19 protein-coding genes and 1 tRNA gene are annotated in these 19,674 nt (G+C 66.6%); 13 read left to right on the top strand and 7 right to left on the bottom strand.

Annotated elements, in window-relative coordinates:
- Positions 1-129 precede the first annotated feature (129 nt).
- Positions 130-2,118 (top strand): acetate--CoA ligase, encoded by a 1,989-nt coding sequence (gene acs / locus GD627_RS03515; protein WP_194265949.1) that lies wholly within the window; start codon positions 130-132, stop codon positions 2,116-2,118.
- 77 nt (positions 2,119-2,195) lie between these two features.
- On the opposite strand, the gene GD627_RS03510 is transcribed toward acs, so the two are convergent.
- Positions 2,196-2,618 (bottom strand): organic hydroperoxide resistance protein, encoded by a 423-nt coding sequence (locus GD627_RS03510; protein ID WP_146360708.1) that lies wholly within the window; start codon positions 2,616-2,618, stop codon positions 2,196-2,198.
- A 109-nt stretch (positions 2,619-2,727) separates the two neighbouring features.
- Here GD627_RS03510 and GD627_RS03505 point away from each other — a divergent pair, with 109 nt between their 5' ends.
- The 3 genes from GD627_RS03505 to aroQ all read left to right on the top strand — a co-directional run bounded on the left by GD627_RS03505 (position 2,728) and on the right by aroQ (position 5,193).
- A complete protein-coding gene (locus GD627_RS03505; protein WP_152271358.1) occupies positions 2,728-3,288 on the top strand; it encodes a TetR/AcrR family transcriptional regulator in 561 nt (186 codons plus the stop codon).
- Positions 3,289-3,373: 85 nt separating this feature from the next.
- Positions 3,374-4,711: an MFS transporter gene (locus GD627_RS03500; protein ID WP_246165290.1), complete on the top strand. Its 1,338-nt coding sequence runs from the start codon at positions 3,374-3,376 to the stop codon at positions 4,709-4,711.
- Positions 4,712-4,731: 20 nt separating this feature from the next.
- Positions 4,732-5,193 carry a type II 3-dehydroquinate dehydratase gene (aroQ, locus tag GD627_RS03495; RefSeq protein WP_152271357.1) on the top strand — a complete coding sequence of 154 codons (462 nt, stop codon included), beginning with the start codon at positions 4,732-4,734 and terminating at the stop codon, positions 5,191-5,193.
- 81 nt (positions 5,194-5,274) lie between these two features.
- On the opposite strand, the gene GD627_RS03490 is transcribed toward aroQ, so the two are convergent.
- Positions 5,275-6,456 (bottom strand): MarP family serine protease, encoded by a 1,182-nt coding sequence (locus GD627_RS03490; protein ID WP_146360702.1) that lies wholly within the window; start codon positions 6,454-6,456, stop codon positions 5,275-5,277.
- A 220-nt stretch (positions 6,457-6,676) separates the two neighbouring features.
- On the opposite strand from GD627_RS03490, the gene GD627_RS03485 reads away from it, so the two are divergent.
- The gene (locus tag GD627_RS03485; protein WP_146360700.1) at positions 6,677-7,354 is read left to right on the top strand and encodes a Crp/Fnr family transcriptional regulator; all 678 of its coding nucleotides are present in this window, start codon (positions 6,677-6,679) and stop codon (positions 7,352-7,354) included.
- Positions 7,355-7,458: 104 nt separating this feature from the next.
- Here the strand turns inward: GD627_RS03485 and GD627_RS03480 are convergent, their stop codons facing one another.
- From GD627_RS03480 to sp36, 3 genes are read right to left on the bottom strand one after another with little or no spacing between them, the layout of a single operon-like run.
- The gene (locus GD627_RS03480; protein WP_152271752.1) at positions 7,459-8,370 is read right to left on the bottom strand and encodes an NUDIX hydrolase; all 912 of its coding nucleotides are present in this window, start codon (positions 8,368-8,370) and stop codon (positions 7,459-7,461) included.
- Complete coding sequence (locus GD627_RS03475; RefSeq protein WP_146360696.1) at positions 8,363-8,845, bottom strand: RidA family protein; 483 nt, start codon at positions 8,843-8,845, stop codon at positions 8,363-8,365. The genes GD627_RS03480 and GD627_RS03475 overlap by 8 nt, the downstream gene beginning before the upstream one ends.
- A complete protein-coding gene (gene sp36 / locus GD627_RS03470) occupies positions 8,842-9,045 on the bottom strand; it encodes a Sp36 family protein (RefSeq protein WP_425481878.1) in 204 nt (67 codons plus the stop codon). Before sp36 ends, GD627_RS03475 begins: the two co-directional genes overlap by 4 nt.
- On the opposite strand from sp36, the gene GD627_RS03465 reads away from it, so the two are divergent.
- The 3 genes from GD627_RS03465 to GD627_RS03455 all read left to right on the top strand — a co-directional run bounded on the left by GD627_RS03465 (position 9,036) and on the right by GD627_RS03455 (position 12,528).
- On the top strand, positions 9,036-11,363 hold the full coding sequence (locus tag GD627_RS03465) for a transglycosylase domain-containing protein (protein ID WP_152271356.1): 2,328 nt from the start codon (positions 9,036-9,038) through the stop codon (positions 11,361-11,363). The two genes, sp36 and GD627_RS03465, sit on opposite strands and share 10 nt — an antisense overlap.
- Entirely contained in the window at positions 11,363-12,307 is a 945-nt protein-coding gene (locus GD627_RS03460; RefSeq protein ID WP_152271355.1) for a metallophosphoesterase, read from the top strand. The genes GD627_RS03465 and GD627_RS03460 overlap by 1 nt, the downstream gene beginning before the upstream one ends.
- Before the next feature lie 144 nt (positions 12,308-12,451).
- Positions 12,452-12,528, top strand: a tRNA-Pro gene (locus tag GD627_RS03455).
- Positions 12,529-12,593: 65 nt separating this feature from the next.
- Here the strand turns inward: GD627_RS03455 and GD627_RS03450 are convergent.
- Positions 12,594-13,505 carry a phosphoribosylaminoimidazolesuccinocarboxamide synthase gene (locus GD627_RS03450; RefSeq protein WP_152271354.1) on the bottom strand — a complete coding sequence of 304 codons (912 nt, stop codon included), beginning with the start codon at positions 13,503-13,505 and terminating at the stop codon, positions 12,594-12,596.
- Entirely contained in the window at positions 13,502-14,827 is a 1,326-nt protein-coding gene (gene purD / locus GD627_RS03445) for a phosphoribosylamine--glycine ligase (protein ID WP_152271353.1), read from the bottom strand. The genes GD627_RS03450 and purD overlap by 4 nt, the downstream gene beginning before the upstream one ends.
- A gap of 296 nt (positions 14,828-15,123) precedes the next feature.
- Here purD and GD627_RS03440 point away from each other — a divergent pair, with 296 nt between their 5' ends.
- From GD627_RS03440 to purM, 5 genes are all read left to right on the top strand, one after another.
- Complete coding sequence (locus GD627_RS03440) at positions 15,124-16,128, top strand: asparaginase (RefSeq protein ID WP_146360683.1); 1,005 nt, start codon at positions 15,124-15,126, stop codon at positions 16,126-16,128.
- A gap of 4 nt (positions 16,129-16,132) precedes the next feature.
- Positions 16,133-16,498, top strand: coding sequence for a sterol carrier family protein (locus GD627_RS03435; protein ID WP_152271352.1), 366 nt, complete (start codon positions 16,133-16,135; stop codon positions 16,496-16,498).
- A gap of 73 nt (positions 16,499-16,571) precedes the next feature.
- Positions 16,572-16,892, top strand: coding sequence for a hypothetical protein (locus GD627_RS03430; protein WP_152271351.1), 321 nt, complete (start codon positions 16,572-16,574; stop codon positions 16,890-16,892).
- 50 nt (positions 16,893-16,942) lie between these two features.
- A complete protein-coding gene (gene purF / locus GD627_RS03425) occupies positions 16,943-18,502 on the top strand; it encodes an amidophosphoribosyltransferase (protein ID WP_152271350.1) in 1,560 nt (519 codons plus the stop codon).
- Positions 18,499-19,614 carry a phosphoribosylformylglycinamidine cyclo-ligase gene (gene purM, locus GD627_RS03420; protein WP_152271349.1) on the top strand — a complete coding sequence of 372 codons (1,116 nt, stop codon included), beginning with the start codon at positions 18,499-18,501 and terminating at the stop codon, positions 19,612-19,614. Before purF ends, purM begins: the two co-directional genes overlap by 4 nt.
- Positions 19,615-19,674 lie beyond the last annotated feature (60 nt).

Below are 19,674 nucleotides of genomic sequence, written 5' to 3'. Positions count from 1 at the left end.
ATAATCACGCCGCTTTGCCACGCTCTCTGTGACCGCCGCCACAGAGTCCTCGTTCCAGCGATAGGCTGGTGGCCAGCCATGCACCATCACCAAGTGATGGACTGGAAAGCGAAGCGAAAGGGTTCAACCATGTCTGATCAGTCCCCTGCAAAGAAGCACGGAGACGCCTTCGAGAACCTGCTGCATGAAAGCCGAAGCTTCCCGCCGAGTGCCGAATTCGCAGCATCAGCAGTGGCCACGTCCTCACTGTACGAAGAAGCGGCAGCCGACGGCCCCGAGTTCTGGGCACGCCAGGCCCGGGACATCCTGACCTGGGACCGGGACTTCACCCAGGCGCTGGACTGGAGCGATGCACCCTTCGCCAAGTGGTTTGTCGGGGGCACCCTGAACGCCGCGTACAACGCCCTGGACCGGCATGTCGAAGAGGGCCGCGGAGACCGCGTGGCCATCTATTTCGAGGGCGAGCCCGGGGACACGCGTAGCTATACCTATGCTCAGCTGACCGAGGAGGTCAAGAAAGCCGCCAACGCCTTCGAATCCCTGGGAGTGGCCAAGGGCGACCGCGTTGCGGTGTACCTCCCGATGATTCCCGAAGCCGTCATCACCATGCTTGCCTGCGCCCGGATCGGCGCCGTGCACTCGGTGGTCTTCGGCGGGTTCTCCGCCGACGCCCTGCGCAGCCGGATCGACGATGCCGAGGCCAAACTCGTGGTCACGGCGGACGGCTCCTACCGCCGAGGCAAGCCCAGCGCACTTAAACCCGCCGTGGATGAAGCCCTCGCGAAGCCGGGCCACACCGTGGACAACGTCCTGGTGGTCCGCCGCAACGGGGAGCCGGTGGAATGGAACGAGGGCCTGGACAACTGGTGGCACGACGTCGTGGACACGGCGAGCGCCGAGCATACGGCCGTGGCCCATGACTCTGAACACCCGCTGTTCATCCTCTACACCTCCGGCACCACGGGAAAACCCAAGGGCATCCTCCACACCACCGGCGGGTTCCTCACCCAGACGGCGTTCACGCACCGCAACACCTTCGACCTGCACCCCGAAACGGATGTCTACTGGTGCACCGCGGACATCGGCTGGGTCACGGGCCACAGCTACGTGACCTACGCGCCCCTGGTCAACGGAGCCACCCAGCTGATCTATGAAGGCACCCCCGACACTCCGCACCAGGGCCGGTGGTGGGAACTGGTGGAGAAATACAAGGTATCCATCCTCTACACCGCCCCGACCGCCATCCGTACCTGCATGAAGTGGGGCCGGGACATTCCGCAGAAGTTCAACCTCGACTCCATCCGCGTGCTGGGTTCCGTGGGCGAACCCATCAACCCGGAAGCCTGGATGTGGTACCGCCAGGTGATCGGCGGAAACGGCGGCAAGAAGGACCACCCGGCCCCCATTGTCGACACCTGGTGGCAGACGGAAACCGGCGGTCACATGATTGCCCCGATGCCGGGCGTCACGGCCACCAAGCCGGGCTCCGCCCAGGTGGCGGTTCCGGGTATTTCCGTGGACGTGGTGGATGAGATGGGCGAACCGGTCCCCAATGGATCCGGCGGCTTCCTGGTCATCAAGGAACCCTGGCCCGCCATGCTGCGCGGCATCTGGGGAGATCCGGAACGCTTCAAGGAGACCTACTGGAACCGGTTCGACACCATGTACTTCGCCGGGGACGGCGCGAAGAAGGACGAGGACGGCGACATCTGGCTGCTTGGCCGGGTGGATGACGTGATGAACGTATCCGGCCACCGGCTGTCCACCACGGAAATCGAGTCAGCCCTGGTGAGCCATCCGTCGGTGGCCGAAGCCGCCGTCGTCGGCGCTGCGGACGAGACGACCGGCGAGGCCGTGGTCGCGTTCGTGATCCTGCGCGGCAGCGCGAAGGACGACGACGACATTGTCACCACCCTGCGCAACCACGTCGGCAAGGAAATCGGCCCGATCGCCAAGCCGAGGCACATCCTGGTGGTTCCGGAACTGCCCAAGACCCGCAGCGGAAAGATCATGCGCCGTCTGCTCAAGGACGTGGCCGAGGGACGCGAGGCCGGCGATTCAAGCACGCTCGCGGACAACACCGTGATGCAGCAGATCGCGGAGTCCCTGAAGAACTAGCCGGATCAGCAAAGCAGCAGGCACCCTTCCCGGTTCCCGGGGAGGGTGCCTGCTGCTTTGTTCGAAGCCTGCCGGAGCTAGCCGACGACGACGTCCAGGTTCACGTCTATGTTGCCGCGGGTGGCGTTGGAGTACGGGCAGACCTGGTGGGCGGCCTGGGTGAGCTTGTCCGCTGTGGCTTCGTCCACCCCTGACATCTCCACGTGCAGCTCGACGCCCAGCTTGAAGCCGGCGTCGCCGTTCTTGAAGATGCTGACGTCGGCGGTCACGGCCGCGTCGGAGATGGGCGCCTTTTCGGCACGGGCAATCATCTTCAGTGCGGAGAGGAAGCAGGCCGCGTAACCGGTGGCGAAGAGCTGTTCGGGATTGGTGCCCTCCCCGGAACCGCCCATTTCCACCGGGGTGGAGAGGTTCACTTCGAGTTTTCCGTCACTGGTACGGGCTTCGCCGTTGCGTCCATCTCCGGTGGCGGTGGCAGCTGCGGTGTACAAGGCACTCATGGGAACTCCTCTTAGTGGGGAAACGTAGCCTTCAAGGTAGACTAACTAGTACGTCTACTGCAAGTGCCCCGGGCGGGGAAGAACCCGACGGGGAAGAAAAGGAACCGAGATGGCAGCGAAATCATCCGGCGTCCGGGAACGGATTCTGGCGCAGGCCTCGAGCCTGTTTTACCTGGAGGGCATCCGGGCCGTGAGTGCGGACCGGATCATCGCCGCTGCCGGCACCACGAAAGTGACTTTCTACCGCCACTTCCGTTCCAAGGATGACCTGGTGGTGGCCTACCTGCAGGAGCAGTCCGCCGCTATGCGGGCCCGGGCAGAGGACCTGGATCCGGATCCCTGCACCGGACTGCTGCAGTTTGCCGACGCCATGGGCGAGCAGGCGTGCACTGCCGGGTTCCGCGGCTGCCCCTTCATCAACGCGGCGGCGGAATACACCGAGCCCGGCCATCCCGTCCGGGCCGTGGTGTCCGAACACCGCGCCTGGCTGCATTCCCTCGTCGCCGAACGGCTCGAGCAGCTCGGAGCCCGGGACGCCGGAGCCCTCGCCGACCAGCTGCTGATGCTGCGGGACGGAGCCATGGTGCACGGCTACGTAGGCGACGGCACCGCCGTCGGGCCGGCACTCACGGCTGCCGGAAAGGCACTGGTTCTTCCCCGCCTGGCCTAGCCGGGACAGCTCCCGCAACCGTCCGGATGACGCGCGGACGCGGCACGTTTGGTGAAACGCACGGAGGATAGGACAATTCCATCTCGTGTCTACTTCACCCACAGCCGCCACAGCCGCCACACCGCCTTCTCCGCAGTCAGCCAGGATGGCCCGCAAGGTCGCCGGCGCGTCCTTCATCGGCACCGCCCTGGAGTCCTACGACTTCTACGTTTTCGGCACCGCCGCCGCATTGGTCCTGAACCGGATCTTCTTTCCCGACGTGGACGCGGCGACAGGCATCCTGCTGTCCTTCCTCACCCTCGGCATGGGCTTCGTTGCCCGCCCGCTGGGCGCCATCCTCTTCGGCCACATCGGGGACCGGGCGGGACGCAAAACCTCTCTCATCGGCACCATTGTCCTGATGGGTACGGCCACCGGAGCCGTGGGCCTGCTGCCGGACTACAACACGATCGGAATCTGGGCCCCGCTGCTGCTGGTGCTGCTGCGCCTGCTCCAGGGCCTTGCCGTCGGCGGCGAATGGGGCGGCTCCATCCTGATCGCCACCGAACACGCCCCTGCCCGCAGGCGCGCCCTGTACGCCGCCATCCCGCAGATCGGTTCCCCGGTCGGCACCATCATGGTGACCGGCATTTTCCTGCTCCTGGCGTCCGTTTCCGACGAGGCGATGGCCGCCGGCGTCTGGCGCATTCCGTTCCTGCTTGCCTTCCCCTTCATGGGCATTGCCCTGTACCTGCGCCTGGCCATCGATGAAACTCCCGTCTTCAAGGACGTGGCGAAGGCGCACCAGGTGACCCGGATCCCGCTGGCGGAGGTGCTGCGCCATCAGTGGCGGGCCGTCCTGGTGGCGGCAGCGGCAGCGCTGCTGGGTATCGGTTCCTACTTCCTGATGACCACGTACACCCAGGCCTACGGTGTCTCGCAGCTGGGACTGTCCGAGTCCACGGTATTGAATGCCGCGCTGGTCGGTTCGGTGCTGCAGCTGGCCACCATCCCCGCTTTCGGGCTCCTGGCCACCCGGATCGGTTCCGCGCGGATGGTGCTGGCCGGCGCCGTCGCCACCCTGCTGATTTCCTTCCCGCTGTATTTCATCATCAGCAACGCCACCACGCCCGTGTACATCCTGACCATTCTGATCGGCGGCATCGCGCCGACGGCGGCATGGGCGGCGCTGGGCGGACTGATGGCTGATCTGTTCCCGGCCCGCACCGGGTTCACTGCGATGTCCCTGGCCTACAGCATCGCCGGGATCCTGTCCGGCTTCACCCCCTCCATTACGCAGGGATTCTCCAACGCCACCGGCGGTGCGTGGTGGCATCCCGGCGTCGTACTGGCCTTGATGTCCCTGATCACCATTGCCGGTGCGCTGGCCGCCCGCAGGATGTCCGGGCAAAACACGGATGCGGCACTGAAGGTTCAGGCCTGAGCTCCGGCATAGTTAACGCCATGACTACTGCCAGCACCCGCAACCTCCTGGTTCTCAACGGACCCAACCTCAACCTGCTGGGGACCCGGGAACCGGCGATCTACGGAAGCTCCACCCTCGCGGACGTTGAGGCTGCGGCAATTGCCGCGGCCTCGGCCCACGGCTGGACGGTGGACTGCGTCCAGTCCAACCATGAGGGCGACCTGATCGATGCCATCCACGCGGCGCGCGGCACGGCGGACGGCATCGTTATCAACCCCGCAGCCTACAGCCACACCTCGGTGGCCATCCCGGATGCATTGTCCGGCGTGGAACTTCCCGTGGTCGAGGTGCACCTGAGCAACATCCACCGGCGCGAGGAATTCCGCCACCATTCCTTCGTCTCCGCGGTGGCGCAGGCGGTGATCTGCGGGGCCGGCATCAGCGGCTACCGGTTGGCCGTGGAGTACCTGATCGAATCCGCCGCCCCCGCCGCGGACTAGTCCGGCCTGAACGGCAGCAGGCTCGGGGCGGGCGTCCTGCCCACCGGCATCCCGCTTGCGGGGACCTATTTACCGGAACCCCTATTTACTGGTGCACCTGCCGGCGGAAACGGGGGTGCTGTAGCCCGGCGCGCCGTCCACCACCGGGGCCACCTCGGCCAGGGACAGTGCGTAGCCGATGGGCTGGTCGCTGGTGGTCTTGGCGAAGATGATTCCGGCCAGACGGCCGTCAACGTCCAGCAGCGGTCCGCCGGAGTTGCCCTGCTGCACGTTCGCGGCGAGGGTGTAGACCTCCAGCACCTCAGGTGAGGTGCCGTAGATATCCCGGACAGCCACACTGGACAGACCCTCGATGTTGGCGGCCTGCAGCCGGAACGGGCCGCCGGCCGGATAACCGGCGAAGGCCGCGGTGGTGCCGTCAGCCAGCGGCTCCCCCAGCGGAACGGGATCGGCGGAGAGGCCCTCGACGGCGAGGACGGCGAGGTCCCGTGACGGATCAAAGTAGACCACCCGGCCGGGCAGCACACTGCCGTCCGGCACCTCCACCACGGGCTCATTCACACCGGCCACCACGTGCGCATTGGTGACCACGCGGTCGTCCGCCACGACCACGCCCGAGCCGGTCTGGTTCTGCCCGCACTGATAGGCCGTACCGGTGATTTTGAGTACCGACGCCGAGGCGGTCCGAAGCGCCGCGGAATCCACCTCGGCGCTGGGCGGGACAGCCGTCTGCGGTGCGGCACTGTCCAGGATGGTCGGCAGGCCTTCGGACACCGTAAAGGAACGGATCTGCGCGCTCCAGGTCTTCACCTGCACGGGAGTGGCTTCATCAATGGTGCCGAGCACCTTGGAGGCGGCGATCTGCTGGGACAGGAACGGTACGCCGAGCGTGGTGACGCTGAAGGCCAGCATGGCCATGACCAGGGCAGCCACCACCAGGTTGGCGGCTCCGCCGAGGAGGCGGTCCAGGAAACGCAGCGGCGGGAAGTTCAACCATCGCCGGATCATTCCGCCCAGGGCGGCACCGGCGGCGTGGCCCACCAGCACCAGGATGACAGCCGTCGCAATCACCACGGTCAGGCGCCACCCGTTGTCCGGCACCCAGCCGGCAACCAGCGGAATGGCGAAAAAGGCGGCAACGGCGCCGGCAACGAAGCCGACAATCCCGCCGAGCGTGACCACCAGGCCGTTGCGCAGGCCGGCGAAAAGGTAGAAGAGCAGGACAAGGAGCAGGATGATGTCCAGAAGTGTAAATCCGAGCACAAAGAGCTCCAAGCGTGTAAACCGGGTGGCGCGGCGGCGGGAGACCGCTGCAGTGCGAGTTTATCCGGACAACCTGTGGAAGCCGTCACCGGGAGGTCCTTCCCGGCTGTGGTTCTGCCCTCTTTTTCGGATCGACCGGTGAACAAATGTGCTTTAGGTGTCACTAGGGAGTGACGTGCGGCAAGATATTAAGGAGAGACCACTATTTACAGGAGATTTCATGGATATCGAGGTACTGCGCCGCGCGCCGTTGTTCGCCTCTCTGGGGGACGACGTTTTCGCCGCCCTGACCGAAGAGCTCACTGAGGTCGACCTCTCACGTGGCGCCTCTGTTTTCCGCGAGGGTGATCAGGGCGACCAGCTCTATTTCATTGTGTCCGGCAAGATCAAGCTGGGCCGCTCCGCCCCGGACGGCCGGGAAAACCTGCTGGCGATCCTCGGCCCCGGGGAACTGTTCGGCGAGATGGCCCTTTTTGATCCGTCTCCCCGCAACGCCACCGCCACCGCCGTCTCGGAGACCCGGCTTGCCGGGCTGCGCCACGAGAACCTGCGCGCCCTGATTGAAACCCGCCCCGAGGTTTCCGTCCAGCTGCTGCAGGCCCTTGCCCGCCGGCTTCGCCGCACCAACGAGTCCCTGGCGGACCTCGTGTTCTCCGACGTTCCCGGCCGCGTAGCCAAGGCGCTGCTTGATCTGGCCGACCGCTTCGGCCGTCCGGCAACGGACGGGATCCTTGTTGCACACGAGCTGACGCAGGAGGAACTGGCCCAGTTGGTCGGCGCCTCCCGCGAGACCGTGAACAAGGCCCTGGCTGAGTTCGTCCAGCGCGGCTGGTTGCGCCTGGAAGCCCGCGCGGTTGTCATTCTTGACGTCCAGCGGCTGCGCCAGCGTTCGCGCTAACACCCGAAGAACCTCTAAAGGCGGCGCCGGTCCTGCAGGACCGGCGCCGCCTTTAGTTGCTCACCGCCGTGCACAAACGTGCAGCGGGCCATAATCGGCGTGCACTATCGTCCGTGCTGCGAAGACCCTTCCGCGGCGCTGCCGGCGCGCACCGCAACACGGGGTTCGCCGTCGACTTCCACCAATTCGGGCCGATAAACAACCGCGGGTCTGCGGCTGGACAGATACGCGATGCAGCCGCGGGCCGTGGCCAGTTTCTCCAGCGTCAATTCGACGGCGGGAACCGCAATCTCTCCCAGGGTCAGCCCCACGGTGTCCGGCTGGCCGATCTCGTCGCCCAGCGCCGTCCCCTCCCGTGCGGCAATGACGTCCGCAGCGGGTTTCCAGGAAGCCCACACGCCCTTGCCGGTCAGCAGGCTGGGTTCCTGGCCCACCGGCTGCACTGCAGCGAAGTACTGGGTATCGAAGCGCCGCAGCGCAAAATCTGCACTGTGCCAGTTGAACAACGGCCGCAGCAGATCTGTCCGCAGACCGAGGCCGCGCCGCCTCAGTATCTCCAGGAAGGAGGCTTCCTGGGTGGCAATTGCCGTCCGCGCAGCCATCCAGTCCGGCCCCCGGTTGCCTTCGAGCAGCGTTGACTCATCCGGCCCCGCCAGCAGGATGCCCGACTCTTCGAACAGCTCACGGATCGCAGCGACGACGTGCCGGCGCGCCAGCCGGGCGTCACCGGTGCCAAGGGACTTCGCCCATACCGACGGGGCCGGGCCGAACCAGGTGACCGCGGCGTCGTCGTTCTCCTCGATGCTGCCGCCCGGGAAAGCCACCTTGCCCAGGGGGGATTCGCCCCGCCGGTAGGAAAGGTAGGTTTCCGTGCCGCGCGGAGAGTCCCGCAGCAGGACCACGGAGGACGCCAGCCGCGGTTTGCGGGGCGTCCGGTCGGGACGTTCAAACCAGCTCTGGGCTGCGACCCGCTGGGAGGGAGCTACCGGGAACAGCCGGACAGTCGAGTTAGGCAAATTCAACGATCATTTCTATTTCCACGGGTGCATCCAACGGCAGGACGGCGACGCCGACGGCGGAACGCGCGTGGCTTCCCGCCTTGCCGAAAATCTTGCCCAGGAGTTCCGACGCACCGTTAACAACGCCGGGCTGGCCGGTAAAGGAAGGGTCGGAGGCAACATAGCCCACCACCTTAACGATCCGGCTGATGCGGTCAAGGTCACCTATCTGCGCCTTCACCGCAGCGAGTGCGTTAATGGCGCAGATAGCCGCGTACGACGCCGCATCCTCGGCGCCTACTTCGGCACCCACCTTGCCCGTACCCGGCAGGGCCCCGTCCACGAACGGCAGCTGGCCGGAGGTGTGGACGAGGTTCCCGGTGATAACGGCCGGGACATACACAGCTACCGGAGAGGCAACTGCGGGAAGGCTCAGGCCCAGTTCCCGCAGCCGGATTTCAACGGCGGATACCGCACCGGCAGCACCGGTCATGAGCTTTTTTCACGTTTCATGTAGGCCACGGAACCGGTTCCGTTCGGCGCCGTCGCGATCTGCACCAGTTCCCACCCTTCTTCCCCGTGCATATTAAGGACTTGCCCGGGTGTGTGCAGTGGAAGTGGCGTTATGAAGTATTCCCATTTGGTCATAAGGGAAAGCCTAACGTGCTTGTAGACTGTCTCGCATGGCAGCACGCAACTCACCGTTCTTTGACACGGCGACCACCCTCGGCAAGCTCGTCGCGTTCTTCGGTATCAGTGCTCTTTGCGGAGTCCTGGCAGCCGGCCTCCTGGTTCCGGTGGCTGCAGCGGCCGGCACCGCTGCCTCCGGCTCCATCGAGTTCTTCGACGAACTGCCCTCGGAACTGGAACGCGGATCGTTGGCTACGCCCTCCAAGATCCTGGCCAATGACGGTTCCCTGATCGCAACGGTCTACGAAGAGAACCGCCAGCCGGTGGCCCTGGACCAGGTGTCACCCCATATGGTGGACGCCATCCTCGCCATCGAGGATGACCGTTACTACGAGCACGGCGGCGTGGACCTGCAGGGCATTGTCAGTGCCCTGGTGTCCAATGCGACCAGCGACAACCAGCGCGGCGCGTCCACCATCACACAGCAGTACGTGAACAACGTCATCATTGACACCAACCGCCAGAACGATAAAGAAGTCGTTTTCAGCGGTGACAAGGATTACGGTGACAAGCTGCGGGAAATGAAGCTCGCCATTGCCGTTGAGAAGGAGCTGAGCAAGGACGAAATCCTTGAGGGCTACTTCAATATCGTCCCCTTCAGCGGCACCACCTACGGCGTGCAGGCCGCCGCACGCTATTTCTACAACGTCGATGCCAAGGACCTAAACATCGCCCAGTCGGCGCTGCTCGCGGGCGTGGTCAACGGCACTACGTATTTCAGTCCCGAACTGAACCCGGACCGCTCGCTGGAGCGCCGGAACCTGGTGCTTCAGCGGATGCTCGACACCGGACGCATCACGCAGGAAGAGCACGACGCCGCGGTGGCCACCGGGCTGGACCTGCAGCTCACGCCGGTGTCCAGCAACTGCGTCGGTGCCGCACAGGCACCCTATTTCTGTGATTACGTCACGCGCCTGGTGCTCAATGACGACAGTTTCGGCGCCACCGAGGAAGACCGGAACAAGCTGCTTCGGCGCGGGGGCCTGACCATCAAGACCACTCTGGACCCCGCGTTCCAGGCGGCGGCCCAGACGGCGGTCAACGAGACCGCCAACCCGGACACCACCGATGCCGAAATCGGGCACTCCATGATCAGCCTGGAGCCCGGCACCGGCAAGATCCTCACCATGGCCCAGAACACCCGGTACACACCGGAGCTGGCTGACGGCAACTCGGTTCAGAACTTCAACGTGGATTCGTATCAGAACGGCGATCCGAACAAGCCCCTGAACGGCCTGGGCGGCTTCCAGCCCGGTTCCACCTACAAGCCGTTCACCGTTGCCGCCTGGCTGGACTCGGGGAAGACCCTGAACACCACCCTGAACGGTTCCAAACGGACCTATCCCGTGGGCACCCGCTGGAACGCCAGTTGCTTCGGCGGCGCCTATGTGAGCACCACCGAGTGGACCCCGATCAACTACGGCGACACAAACTACAAGACCACCACCGTCCTGGACGGGCTGGCCAACTCGCTCAACACGATCACCCTCGCCGAGACCAGGGAGCTGGACCTGTGCAAGTTCCAGGAGATGGCCTTCGCCGCCGGTGTGCACAACGGCAAGGGCTCCAGCGGCGAAACGGAGATGCTTGAGATCAATCCGCCGTCCACCTTCGGCGGCGGCGGCGACGCTTCCCCGATGTCCATGGCCACCGGCTTCGCCACCTTCGCGGCCGAGGGACTCAAATGCGAACCCATCGCCCTGGAGTCCGTCACCGGCGCAGACGGCACCGAGTACCGGGTTCCGCCGCAGTCCTGTGAGCAGGTTATGCGTAAGGAAGTTGCCCAGGGCGTCAATATGGCCACCCAGCGGGTCATGACCAACGGCTCCGGCATCAACCTGCAGGTCGGGGTTCCCACCGCCGGTAAGACCGGCACCAATGACACGCGGTCGCAGACCTGGTTCATGGGTTACAGCACCGGAATGGTCACGGCCTCCTGGATCGGCAATTGGAAGGCCAACGCCAGCACCATGTCGGACAAGCTGATCGGCGGACGGATTTACCCCGAGATCGACGGCTCGCTGATTGCCGGCCCGTCCTGGAAGAACTACATCCAGCGCATTGCCGGCCAGTACGAGGCCAAGGCCTTCGCCAACCCGCCGGCCAGCATGGTCGGCGGCACCACTCCCCCGCGCGCCAGCACACCGCCGCCGCGCGCCAACACCCCCGTTCCCCCGCCGTCCCCGCCGGCTTCACCGGCCGCGGAACAGAAACCCCCCGCCGGCGACAACAACGGCGACGGTGACGGCAACGGCGGTGACGGCAACGGCAACGGCGGCGACAAAGAAGGCGAAGACGGCGGCGGGGACGGGGACAACTAATGACTGATTCCCCCTTGGCCTCCGCAGCGCGAAAGGCTGCCTGGCTGGCCGGCGGCATTGCCGGAACCGGTGCCGCCGCGCTGGCCTACGGCTGCCTGATCGAACGGAACCTGTTCGGCGTCCGGGAGGAGACGGTTCCCGTGCTTCCCGCCGGAAGCGCCCCCCTGCGGGTCCTGCACCTCTCGGACATCCACTTCGTGCCCGGCCAGGACCGCAAGGTCCGCTGGCTGCAGGAACTCGCGGAGCTGGAACCGGACCTCGTAGTGAATACCGGTGACAACCTCAGCCATCCGCTGGCCGTGCCTGCGGTGCTGGAGGCCCTGAAGCCAGTGATGCGTTTTCCCGGCGTCTTTGTTCCCGGCTCCAATGATTACTACGCGCCGGTGCTGAAGAATCCGTTCACGTATTTCACCGGCCCGTCCAAGCACCGGCATGAACCGGAAAAGCTGCCGTCGGGTGAGCTTTTCGGTGCCTTCACGGATGCCGGCTGGCAGGACCTGACGAACACCAACAGTGTGATGCAGCTTTCGGGTCTGCGCCTAAACTTCTCCGGCGTGGATGATCCGCATCTGCGGCGGGACCAATATCAGGGCTTCGCCGAGACGCCGGCGGCCACCCCCGGGGGCGGCGCCTTCCCTGAGGTGAAGATCGGTGTGGCCCATGCCCCCTATCAGCGGGTGCTCAACCAGTTCACGGGGGGCGGCGCCGAAATTATCCTCGCCGGACACACCCACGGCGGGCAGGTCTGCATCCCCGGCTACGGGGCGCTGGTCAGCAACTGCGACCTGCCGACGCGGCAGGCGCGCGGGCTGTCCTCCTGGGCACACGGCGGGCGGCGGGTGCCGCTGAACGTGTCTGCCGGCATCGGCACCTCGCGCTTCGCTCCGGTGCGTTTCGCCTGCCGTCCCGAGGCGGTCCTGCTGACGCTGACGGCACGCACCTGAGGACGGAAACCCCCTGCTGAACCGGCCTTCGGGAAGCAGCGGCGACACGGTCCAGGGAGTCCGTTTCGCGGAATCGGCATTTGTCTAGTATCCTTGTAAAGTTGCTTCGCGAGGTCGTCAAACACTTCGGCGGGGCAGTGGTTACGGGGTGTGGCGCAGCTTGGTAGCGCGCGTCGTTCGGGACGACGAGGTCGCAGGTTCAAATCCTGTCACCCCGACCAGCAAAGGACCCGGTCAGAGAAATCTGACCGGGTCCTTTTTGCGTTAAGCACTCCCCTGCGGCGGGTTAGGCGAACTTCTCCCCGGTGATCCGCTCATAGGCCTCCACATACCGTTCCCGGGTCCGTTCGACGACGTCGGCCGGCAGTGCGGGCGGTGCAGCGTCGGAGTGCCTGTCCCAGCCCGAAGCAGGCGATGTGAGCCAGTCACGCACATACTGCTTGTCGAAGGACGGCTGGGCCTTCCCCGGCGCGTACAGGGCCGCGTCCCAGAACCGGGAGGAATCCGGTGTCAGCACCTCGTCCCCCAGCGTGACTGCGCCGGTGGCCGGATCTGCGCCGAACTCCACCTTGGTATCGGCCAGGATGATGCCGCGGTCCCGGGCGATGGCCTCGGCCCGGGTGTAGATCTGCAGTGTCAGCGAGCGCAGCTGCCCGGCAGTTTCCGCCCCCACCGTCCTCTCGACCGCTTCGTAGGTGATGTTCTCGTCATGTTCGCCCTGCTCCGCCTTGGCCGAGGGGGTAAACACGGCCGGTTCAATCCGTGACCCGTCCACCAGCCCGGCCGGCAGCGGCAGTCCACAGACCGTCCGGGAAACCTCGTACTCCGCCAGCCCGGACCCGGTGAGGTAGCCGCGGGCAATGCACTCTACGGGAAACATGTCCAGCTTCCGGCAGATCATCGCCCGGCCGGCCACGGCCTCGGGAACGCCGTCGGCCGCGGAAATCACGTGGTTCGGAATCTCCGGCAGTTGGCTGAACCACCAGAGGCTGAGCTGGGTGAGGATCCGGCCCTTGTCCGGGATGGTGCTGGCCAGCACATGGTCATATGCGCTGATCCGATCGCTGGCCACCACGAGCACGCGGTCGCCGTCGTTCCCCTCCCCCGCCGGCACGTACAGGTCCCGGACCTTGCCGGAATACAGATGCTGCCAGCCCGGCAGTTCCGGAGCGCGGTCTGCGCCGCCCACCGCGCTCATACCGGCTTCCCTTCGCGGACCGTATCGGTGTCCGGGACGGTGTTGCTGCCTTCCGGAACCCGCACCTCGCCGCGGGCTGCCTTCAGCGCAATATCCGTTCGGTGCTGTGAGCCTTCCAACCGGATGAGGTCGACGCCGGCGTAGGCACGGTCCCGTGCCTCGTCCAGGTCCGAGCCAAGCGCCACCACAGAGAGCACCCGCCCGCCGGCGCTGCGCACCTTGTCCTTCTTGAGCCGCGTGCCGGCGTGCAGCACGGACACGCCCTCCAGCCGTCCTGCCTTCTTCAGTCCCCGCACCCGGTCCCCGGTCCGGGGCTTGCCCGGATAGCCGGCGGCGGCAACCACCACCGCGACGGCGGAGCGCGGGTCCCACTTGAGCTGTTCCATGGCATCCAGCTCTCCCTTGGCCGCGGCCATCAGGAGGCCGCCGAGCGGGGTCTTCAGCCGGGCCAGCACCGCCTGGGTCTCCGGATCACCGAAGCGGGCGTTGAATTCGATGACCCGCACCCCGCGCGTGGTCAGGGCAAGCCCGCAGTAGAGCACGCCCACGAAGGGCGTCCCGCGGGAAGCCATTTCATCAATCGTGGGCTGAGCGACCCGGTTCACCACGTCCTCGACCAGGCCTGCGGGCGCCCAGTCCACGGGTGAGTAGGCACCCATGCCGCCGGTGTTGGGGCCGGCGTCGTCGTTGAAAATCCGTTTGAAGTCCTGGGCCGGGGCCAACGGCAGCACGTGCCGACCGTCGGAAAGCACGAAAAGCGAGATTTCCGGCCCGTCCAGGAATTCCTCAATCACCACGCTGCCGCCCGCCGCGAAGCAGGACCGGGCGTGTTCCAGGGCCTCAGCCCGGTCGGAAGTCACCACCACGCCCTTCCCCGCGGCCAGGCCGTCGTCCTTGACGACGTACGGGGCGCCGAAGGTATCCAGGGCGTCGGAGGCTTCCTCGACGGTGGCCGCCATGCGTGCCATGGCCGTGGGAACGTTGGCGGCAGCCATGACCTGCTTGGCAAAAGCCTTGGAGGCTTCGAGCCGGGCGGCAGCCTGCGACGGACCGAAGACGGCAAACCCGGCTTCCCGCAGTGCGTCGGCCACCCCGGCCGCCAGGGGCGCCTCGGGACCGATAACCACCAGATCGGAGCCGAGGGAGCGGGCCAGGTTAGTGACCGCGGCCGGGTCGGTGGCCTCCACGGGGTGGACCGGGACCATCCGGGCGATGCCCGCGTTCCCGGGGGCTGCGTGCACCTCGCGGACGTAAGGGTCGGCCAGAAGCGCTTGGACAAGGGCATGCTCGCGGCCGCCGGGGCCAACTACTAGAACCTTCACAGTAGTTCAGGGTACTTGCTGGGGCGGACCGGCTGAAAGCATCTGCCCAACATGACGCCGGGGGCCCGTGCCGGGACCGGTGCGGGTGTTCCGTTCCGCTGTTACCGAATTGCACCCCATCCGTTACGGGTATCCGCACACCCCATTGCAGGTAGCCGAAGCGGACCCCGATAGTGGAACTGCGCACGCTGCAGCACGCAGCGCACGCCGCGGAGCAGCGGGGGGCAGCGAGATCGACGGCGGTGCCGGGGCCGTCATCGCCGGTTCGCCCCCCGCGCCCCCTTAGACTGAAGAACATGAACGCAACTTTCACCGCGTCCGACGCCGTTGAACTGGCCGTGCTCGAGCGCAACGGTTTCATTGAATCCCGCCACATCGGCTCCGCCGTCGTGATGGCCGCCGACGGCACCGTGGTTACGGAACTCGGCGACATCACCACACCCATTTTCCCGCGCTCCACACTCAAGCCGTTCCAGGCCATTGCGGCCATGCAGTCCGGGGTGCCGCTCCGCGGGCCGCAGGTGGCCCTGGCGGCTGCCAGCCACGTGGGTTCCCGCGAGCACACCGACGTCGTCCGCGGCATGCTCGCCGCCGCCGGCGTCACCGAGGGCCACCTGCAGTGCCCCGAGGACTGGCCGCAGGACACCGAGGCACGCAACGAGCTGATCCGCGAGGGCAAGGGACCGCAGCGGATTGCGTTCAACTGTTCCGGCAAGCACGCCGCCTTCCTCTGGGCCTGCACCGAGAACAACTGGGACCACGCGACCTACCTCGATCCCGAGCATCCGCTGCAGCGCCGCATCGCCGAGGTCATCGAAGAGTTCACCGGTGAAACCGTGCAGCACTGGGCAGTGGACGGCTGCGGCGCCCCGCTGGCCGCGCTCTCCCTGACCGGACTGGCCCGGGGCATCGGACGGCTGGCCAAGGCCCCGTCCGGCAAACACGGCAATGCCCGGGCAGCCACGGTGGCTACTGCCATGCTGGATTACCCCTGGGCCGTCCACGGCCACGGGCGTGAGAACACCATCGTGATGGAAGACCTCGGGATCATCGCCAAAAACGGCGCCGAGGGTGTCCTGGTGCTGGGCACCGACACGGGCGTATCGGTGGCGCTGAAGATGCTCGACGGAAACACACGCGCCGCTTCGCTGGTGGGACTGACCCTGCTGGCAGCCAGCGGTGCCGTGGACCCGCTGGCCGTGGAAAAGGTGCTGGACAAGATCATGCAGCCCGTCCTCGGCGGCGGGCAGCCGGTGGGAAGCCTGCGGCTGGGCGCGCCCGTCACGGCGCTGCTGGGCTAGGGCCGTGGCACGGCGGCGGATCTCCGGCGAGGACGGCCGGACAGCCCTGCAGGCAGCCGCGGCCGGCGCAGCCGACCGCGGCACTACGGCCATGGCGGTGCGCTACTCCCTGGAAGAACTCGCTGAACGTGCGCCCGGCAACAGCGTGGAGGTCCGGGTTCCGCCGTTCGGGGTCACGCAGTGCGTGGCCGGCCCGCGGCACACCCGCGGCACTCCCCCGAATGTCATCGAAACCGACGGCGCCACCTGGCTGGCCCTGGTGACGGGCCGGCAGTCCTGGGCCGACGCCGTCGCCGCCGGGAAGGTGGCAGCCTCCGGACTGCGCGCCGACCTGTCGGAGGTGCTTCCGCTCTTCCGTTCCGCTTCCTGAGGCCGGGGCCCGGATCCGGAGCCTCCGGTCCGGGGCCGCGCAGCGGAGACTGCCCGACCGGTAGAATCGAAGCATGGTTTCCGAGCAGCACAGCCCCGAACGCCGCGAGATTACGGTCCGCCGCGCCCCCCGCTTCGTCCCCTTCCTGGCACTGGGCGTGGTCGCCGGGTTCATTGCTGCCCTCTTCGTTGCCTACGGCGGCGACGAAAACGCCAGCTTCACCCGCGAGGCAACCCTCGGCTTCTTCACCATGATGTTCGCGCTGCCGGGCCTGCTGCTCGGCGCCCTGGCGGCCCTGGTCCTGGATTGGATCAGCGTCCGCAAAGCCCGCCGGACCATGGTGGAAAGCGTTGATTCCGCGGAACCGGAGAGCCGGGAAAAACCGCTCGCGTAACGGTTGCGCACACAGGCTGCCTGACCCGCCGCACGTGAGAGAATGCTCTCATGGCACGCGGAGACGGACAGCTTTCCCATGATCTATTGCCCGGCGAAAAAGGTCCACAGGATGCCTGTGGAGTCTTTGGCGTCTGGGCCCCCGGCGAAGAGGTAGCGAAGCTTACCTATTACGGGTTGTATGCCCTGCAGCATCGGGGGCAGGAGTCTGCGGGCATCGCCACCAGCGACGGCGGGCGTATCAGCGTGTACAAGGACATGGGACTGGTGTCCCAGGTGTTCGATGAGACCACGCTGAATACCCTGGTGGGGCACATCGCCGTCGGGCACTGCCGGTATTCCACCACCGGAGCCTCGCACTGGGCCAACGCCCAGCCCACCCTCGGGGCCACCGCCAGCGGCACGGTCGCCCTGGCCCACAACGGCAACCTGACCAACTCCGCCGAGCTCTATGAGCTGATCCTCGAACGCGAGGGCCGCCCCCGCGCCGGCGAAATCGCCCAGGGCAACACTTCCGACACCGCGCTGGTCACCGCACTGCTCAACGGCACCGACGGACGCTCCCTGGAGGACACGGCCATGGAGCTGCTCCCCAAGCTCCGTGGTGCGTTCTCCTTTGTCTTTATGGACGAGGGCACCCTCTACGCGGCCCGGGACACCTACGGTGTCCGCCCCCTGGTGCTTGGCCGCCTGGAACGCGGCTGGGTGGTGGCCTCCGAGGGCTCGGCCCTGGCCACGGTGGGTGCCAGCTTCATCCGGGAGATCAAGCCCGGAGAGTTCATTGCCATTGATGAAAACGGCGTCCGCAGCCGGACCTTCGGGGAGCCGACGCCGGCAGGCTGTGTCTTCGAGTACGTGTACCTCGCCCGTCCGGATGCCACGATCGCCGGGCGTTCCGTGTACGAGTCCCGCGTCGAGATGGGCCGCCAGCTGGCACGGGAAAACGCGGTGGAAGCCGACATTGTGATCCCGGTGCCGGAATCCGGCACGCCTGCCGCGGTGGGGTACGCCGAGGAATCGGGCATTCCCTTTGCCCACGGCTTTGTTAAGAACTCCTATGTGGGCCGTACCTTTATCCAGCCCAGCCAGACCCTGCGGCAGCTGGGCATCAAGCTCAAGCTCAACGCCCTGGACACGGTGATCCGGGGCAAGCGGGTGGTGGTGGTGGACGACTCGATCGTGCGCGGCAACACCCAGCGGGCCATCGTGCGGATGCTGCACGAGGCCGGCGCCGTGGAGGTCCACGTCAAGATCTCCTCTCCCCCGGTGAAGTGGCCCTGCTTCTACGGCATCGATTTCGCCTCCCGCGCGGAGCTCATCGCCAACGGCGCCGCGGTGGAGGAAATCCGGGCATCGATCGGCGCGGACAGCTTGGCCTACATTTCCGAAGACGGGATGATCGATGCCACCGGGCAGCCCCGGGAACGGCTGTGCACCGCGTGCTTCACCGGTGCCTATCCCATCGAGCTGCCCTCCGCGGACCGCCTGGGCAAGAACCTGCTGGAGCCGGCCAATCCCGCGGAGGATCCCGGGGCCACCGGATGCGATCCGGGCCCGGACAGCGAATACGAGAACCTGCTTACCGATTCCGAAAAGAAAGAGGCCGTATGAACGCGCCCGACACTTCCATCACCTATGCCTCCGCAGGGGTGGACGTCGAAGCCGGAGACAGGGCCGTCGAACTCATGAAGGCGGCCGTGAAGGCCACCCACAATTCATCGGTTCTGGGCGGGGTGGGCGGTTTCGCGGGACTCTACGATGCCTCCCGGCTGCTCAGCTACCGGAAGCCGCTGCTGGCAACGTCCACGGACGGAGTGGGGACCAAGGTGGCCATTGCCCAGGCCATGGACATCCATGACACCATCGGGTTTGACCTGGTGGGCATGGTGGTCGATGACATTGTGGTGGTGGGTGCGGAACCGCTGTTCATGACCGACTACATTGCCTGCGGCAAGGTGGTGCCGGAACGCATCGCCGCGATCGTGCGCGGCATCGCGGCGGCCTGCGAGGTGGCCGGCACGGCACTGGTGGGCGGGGAAACCGCGGAGCATCCCGGCCTGCTTGGCGAGCATGAGTACGACGTCGCCGGCGCCGCCACCGGCGTGGTGGAGGCGGACCGCCTCCTCGGCCCGGAGCGTGTCCGCCGCGGCGACGTGGTGATCGGCATGGCCTCCTCCGGTATCCACTCCAACGGCTACTCCCTGGTGCGCCGGGTGATCAACCATGCCGGCTGGCAGCTCGAACGCCAGGTTTCCGAGCTGGGACGCACCCTGGGCGAGGAACTGCTCGAACCCACCCGCGTCTACGCCGCGGACTGCCTGGACCTGGCCCGGTATGAACCGGCCGGGGTGCACGGCTTCAGCCATGTGACGGGCGGCGGGCTGGCGGCAAACCTGGCGCGGGTGCTGCCCAAGGGGCTGCAGGCCACGGTGGACCGCTCTACCTGGGAGCTCCCTCCCGTGTTCAAGCTGGTTGCGGAGCTGGGCAACGTGCCGCAGCCGGACCTGGAACGCACCCTGAACCTCGGTGTCGGAATGGTCGCAATTGTCGACGCCGGGAGCGCCGACGCCGCCCTCGAGCGGCTCGCTGCCCGCGGCGTTCCTGCCTGGGTGATGGGAACCGTCGGCGAGGCCGAGACGCCGTCCGGAAGCGATGCCGATTTCGTGCAGGGCGCGAAGGGCGTCGACGGCGGCGCCGTCCGGCTGGTTGGAAATTACGCGTAGTCCTGCCCCGTATACGGTAAAGGCCCGGCCCGGAACCCCGGGCCGGGCCTTTACCGTCAG

Origin of the sequence: Arthrobacter yangruifuii (assembly GCF_009192775.1) — a bacterium.
In the GTDB taxonomy this organism is placed as follows: domain Bacteria; phylum Actinomycetota; class Actinomycetes; order Actinomycetales; family Micrococcaceae; genus Arthrobacter_B; species Arthrobacter_B yangruifuii.
The sequence above is the reverse complement of the archived record's forward strand: the minus strand, read 5'-3'. Positions and strand labels throughout refer to the sequence as shown.

What these genes read in the sequence shown, in the direction of transcription:
- GD627_RS03460 (WP_152271355.1), top strand. Translation starts at nt 11,363, where the DNA reads ATGACTGATTCCCCCTTGGCCTCCGCAGCGCGAAAGGCTGCCTGGCTG.
- acs (WP_194265949.1), top strand. Translation starts at nt 130, where the DNA reads ATGTCTGATCAGTCCCCTGCAAAGAAGCACGGAGACGCCTTCGAGAAC.
- GD627_RS03475 (WP_146360696.1), bottom strand. Translation starts at nt 8,845, where the DNA reads ATGACCGGTGCTGCCGGTGCGGTATCCGCCGTTGAAATCCGGCTGCGG.
- aroQ (WP_152271357.1), top strand. Translation starts at nt 4,732, where the DNA reads ATGACTACTGCCAGCACCCGCAACCTCCTGGTTCTCAACGGACCCAAC.
- purF (WP_152271350.1), top strand. Translation starts at nt 16,943, where the DNA reads ATGGCACGCGGAGACGGACAGCTTTCCCATGATCTATTGCCCGGCGAA.
- GD627_RS03485 (WP_146360700.1), top strand. Translation starts at nt 6,677, where the DNA reads ATGGATATCGAGGTACTGCGCCGCGCGCCGTTGTTCGCCTCTCTGGGG.
- GD627_RS03505 (WP_152271358.1), top strand. Translation starts at nt 2,728, where the DNA reads ATGGCAGCGAAATCATCCGGCGTCCGGGAACGGATTCTGGCGCAGGCC.
- GD627_RS03430 (WP_152271351.1), top strand. Translation starts at nt 16,572, where the DNA reads ATGGTTTCCGAGCAGCACAGCCCCGAACGCCGCGAGATTACGGTCCGC.
- purM (WP_152271349.1), top strand. Translation starts at nt 18,499, where the DNA reads ATGAACGCGCCCGACACTTCCATCACCTATGCCTCCGCAGGGGTGGAC.
- GD627_RS03465 (WP_152271356.1), top strand. Translation starts at nt 9,036, where the DNA reads ATGGCAGCACGCAACTCACCGTTCTTTGACACGGCGACCACCCTCGGC.
- GD627_RS03450 (WP_152271354.1), bottom strand. Translation starts at nt 13,505, where the DNA reads ATGAGCGCGGTGGGCGGCGCAGACCGCGCTCCGGAACTGCCGGGCTGG.
- GD627_RS03510 (WP_146360708.1), bottom strand. Translation starts at nt 2,618, where the DNA reads ATGAGTGCCTTGTACACCGCAGCTGCCACCGCCACCGGAGATGGACGC.
- GD627_RS03440 (WP_146360683.1), top strand. Translation starts at nt 15,124, where the DNA reads ATGAACGCAACTTTCACCGCGTCCGACGCCGTTGAACTGGCCGTGCTC.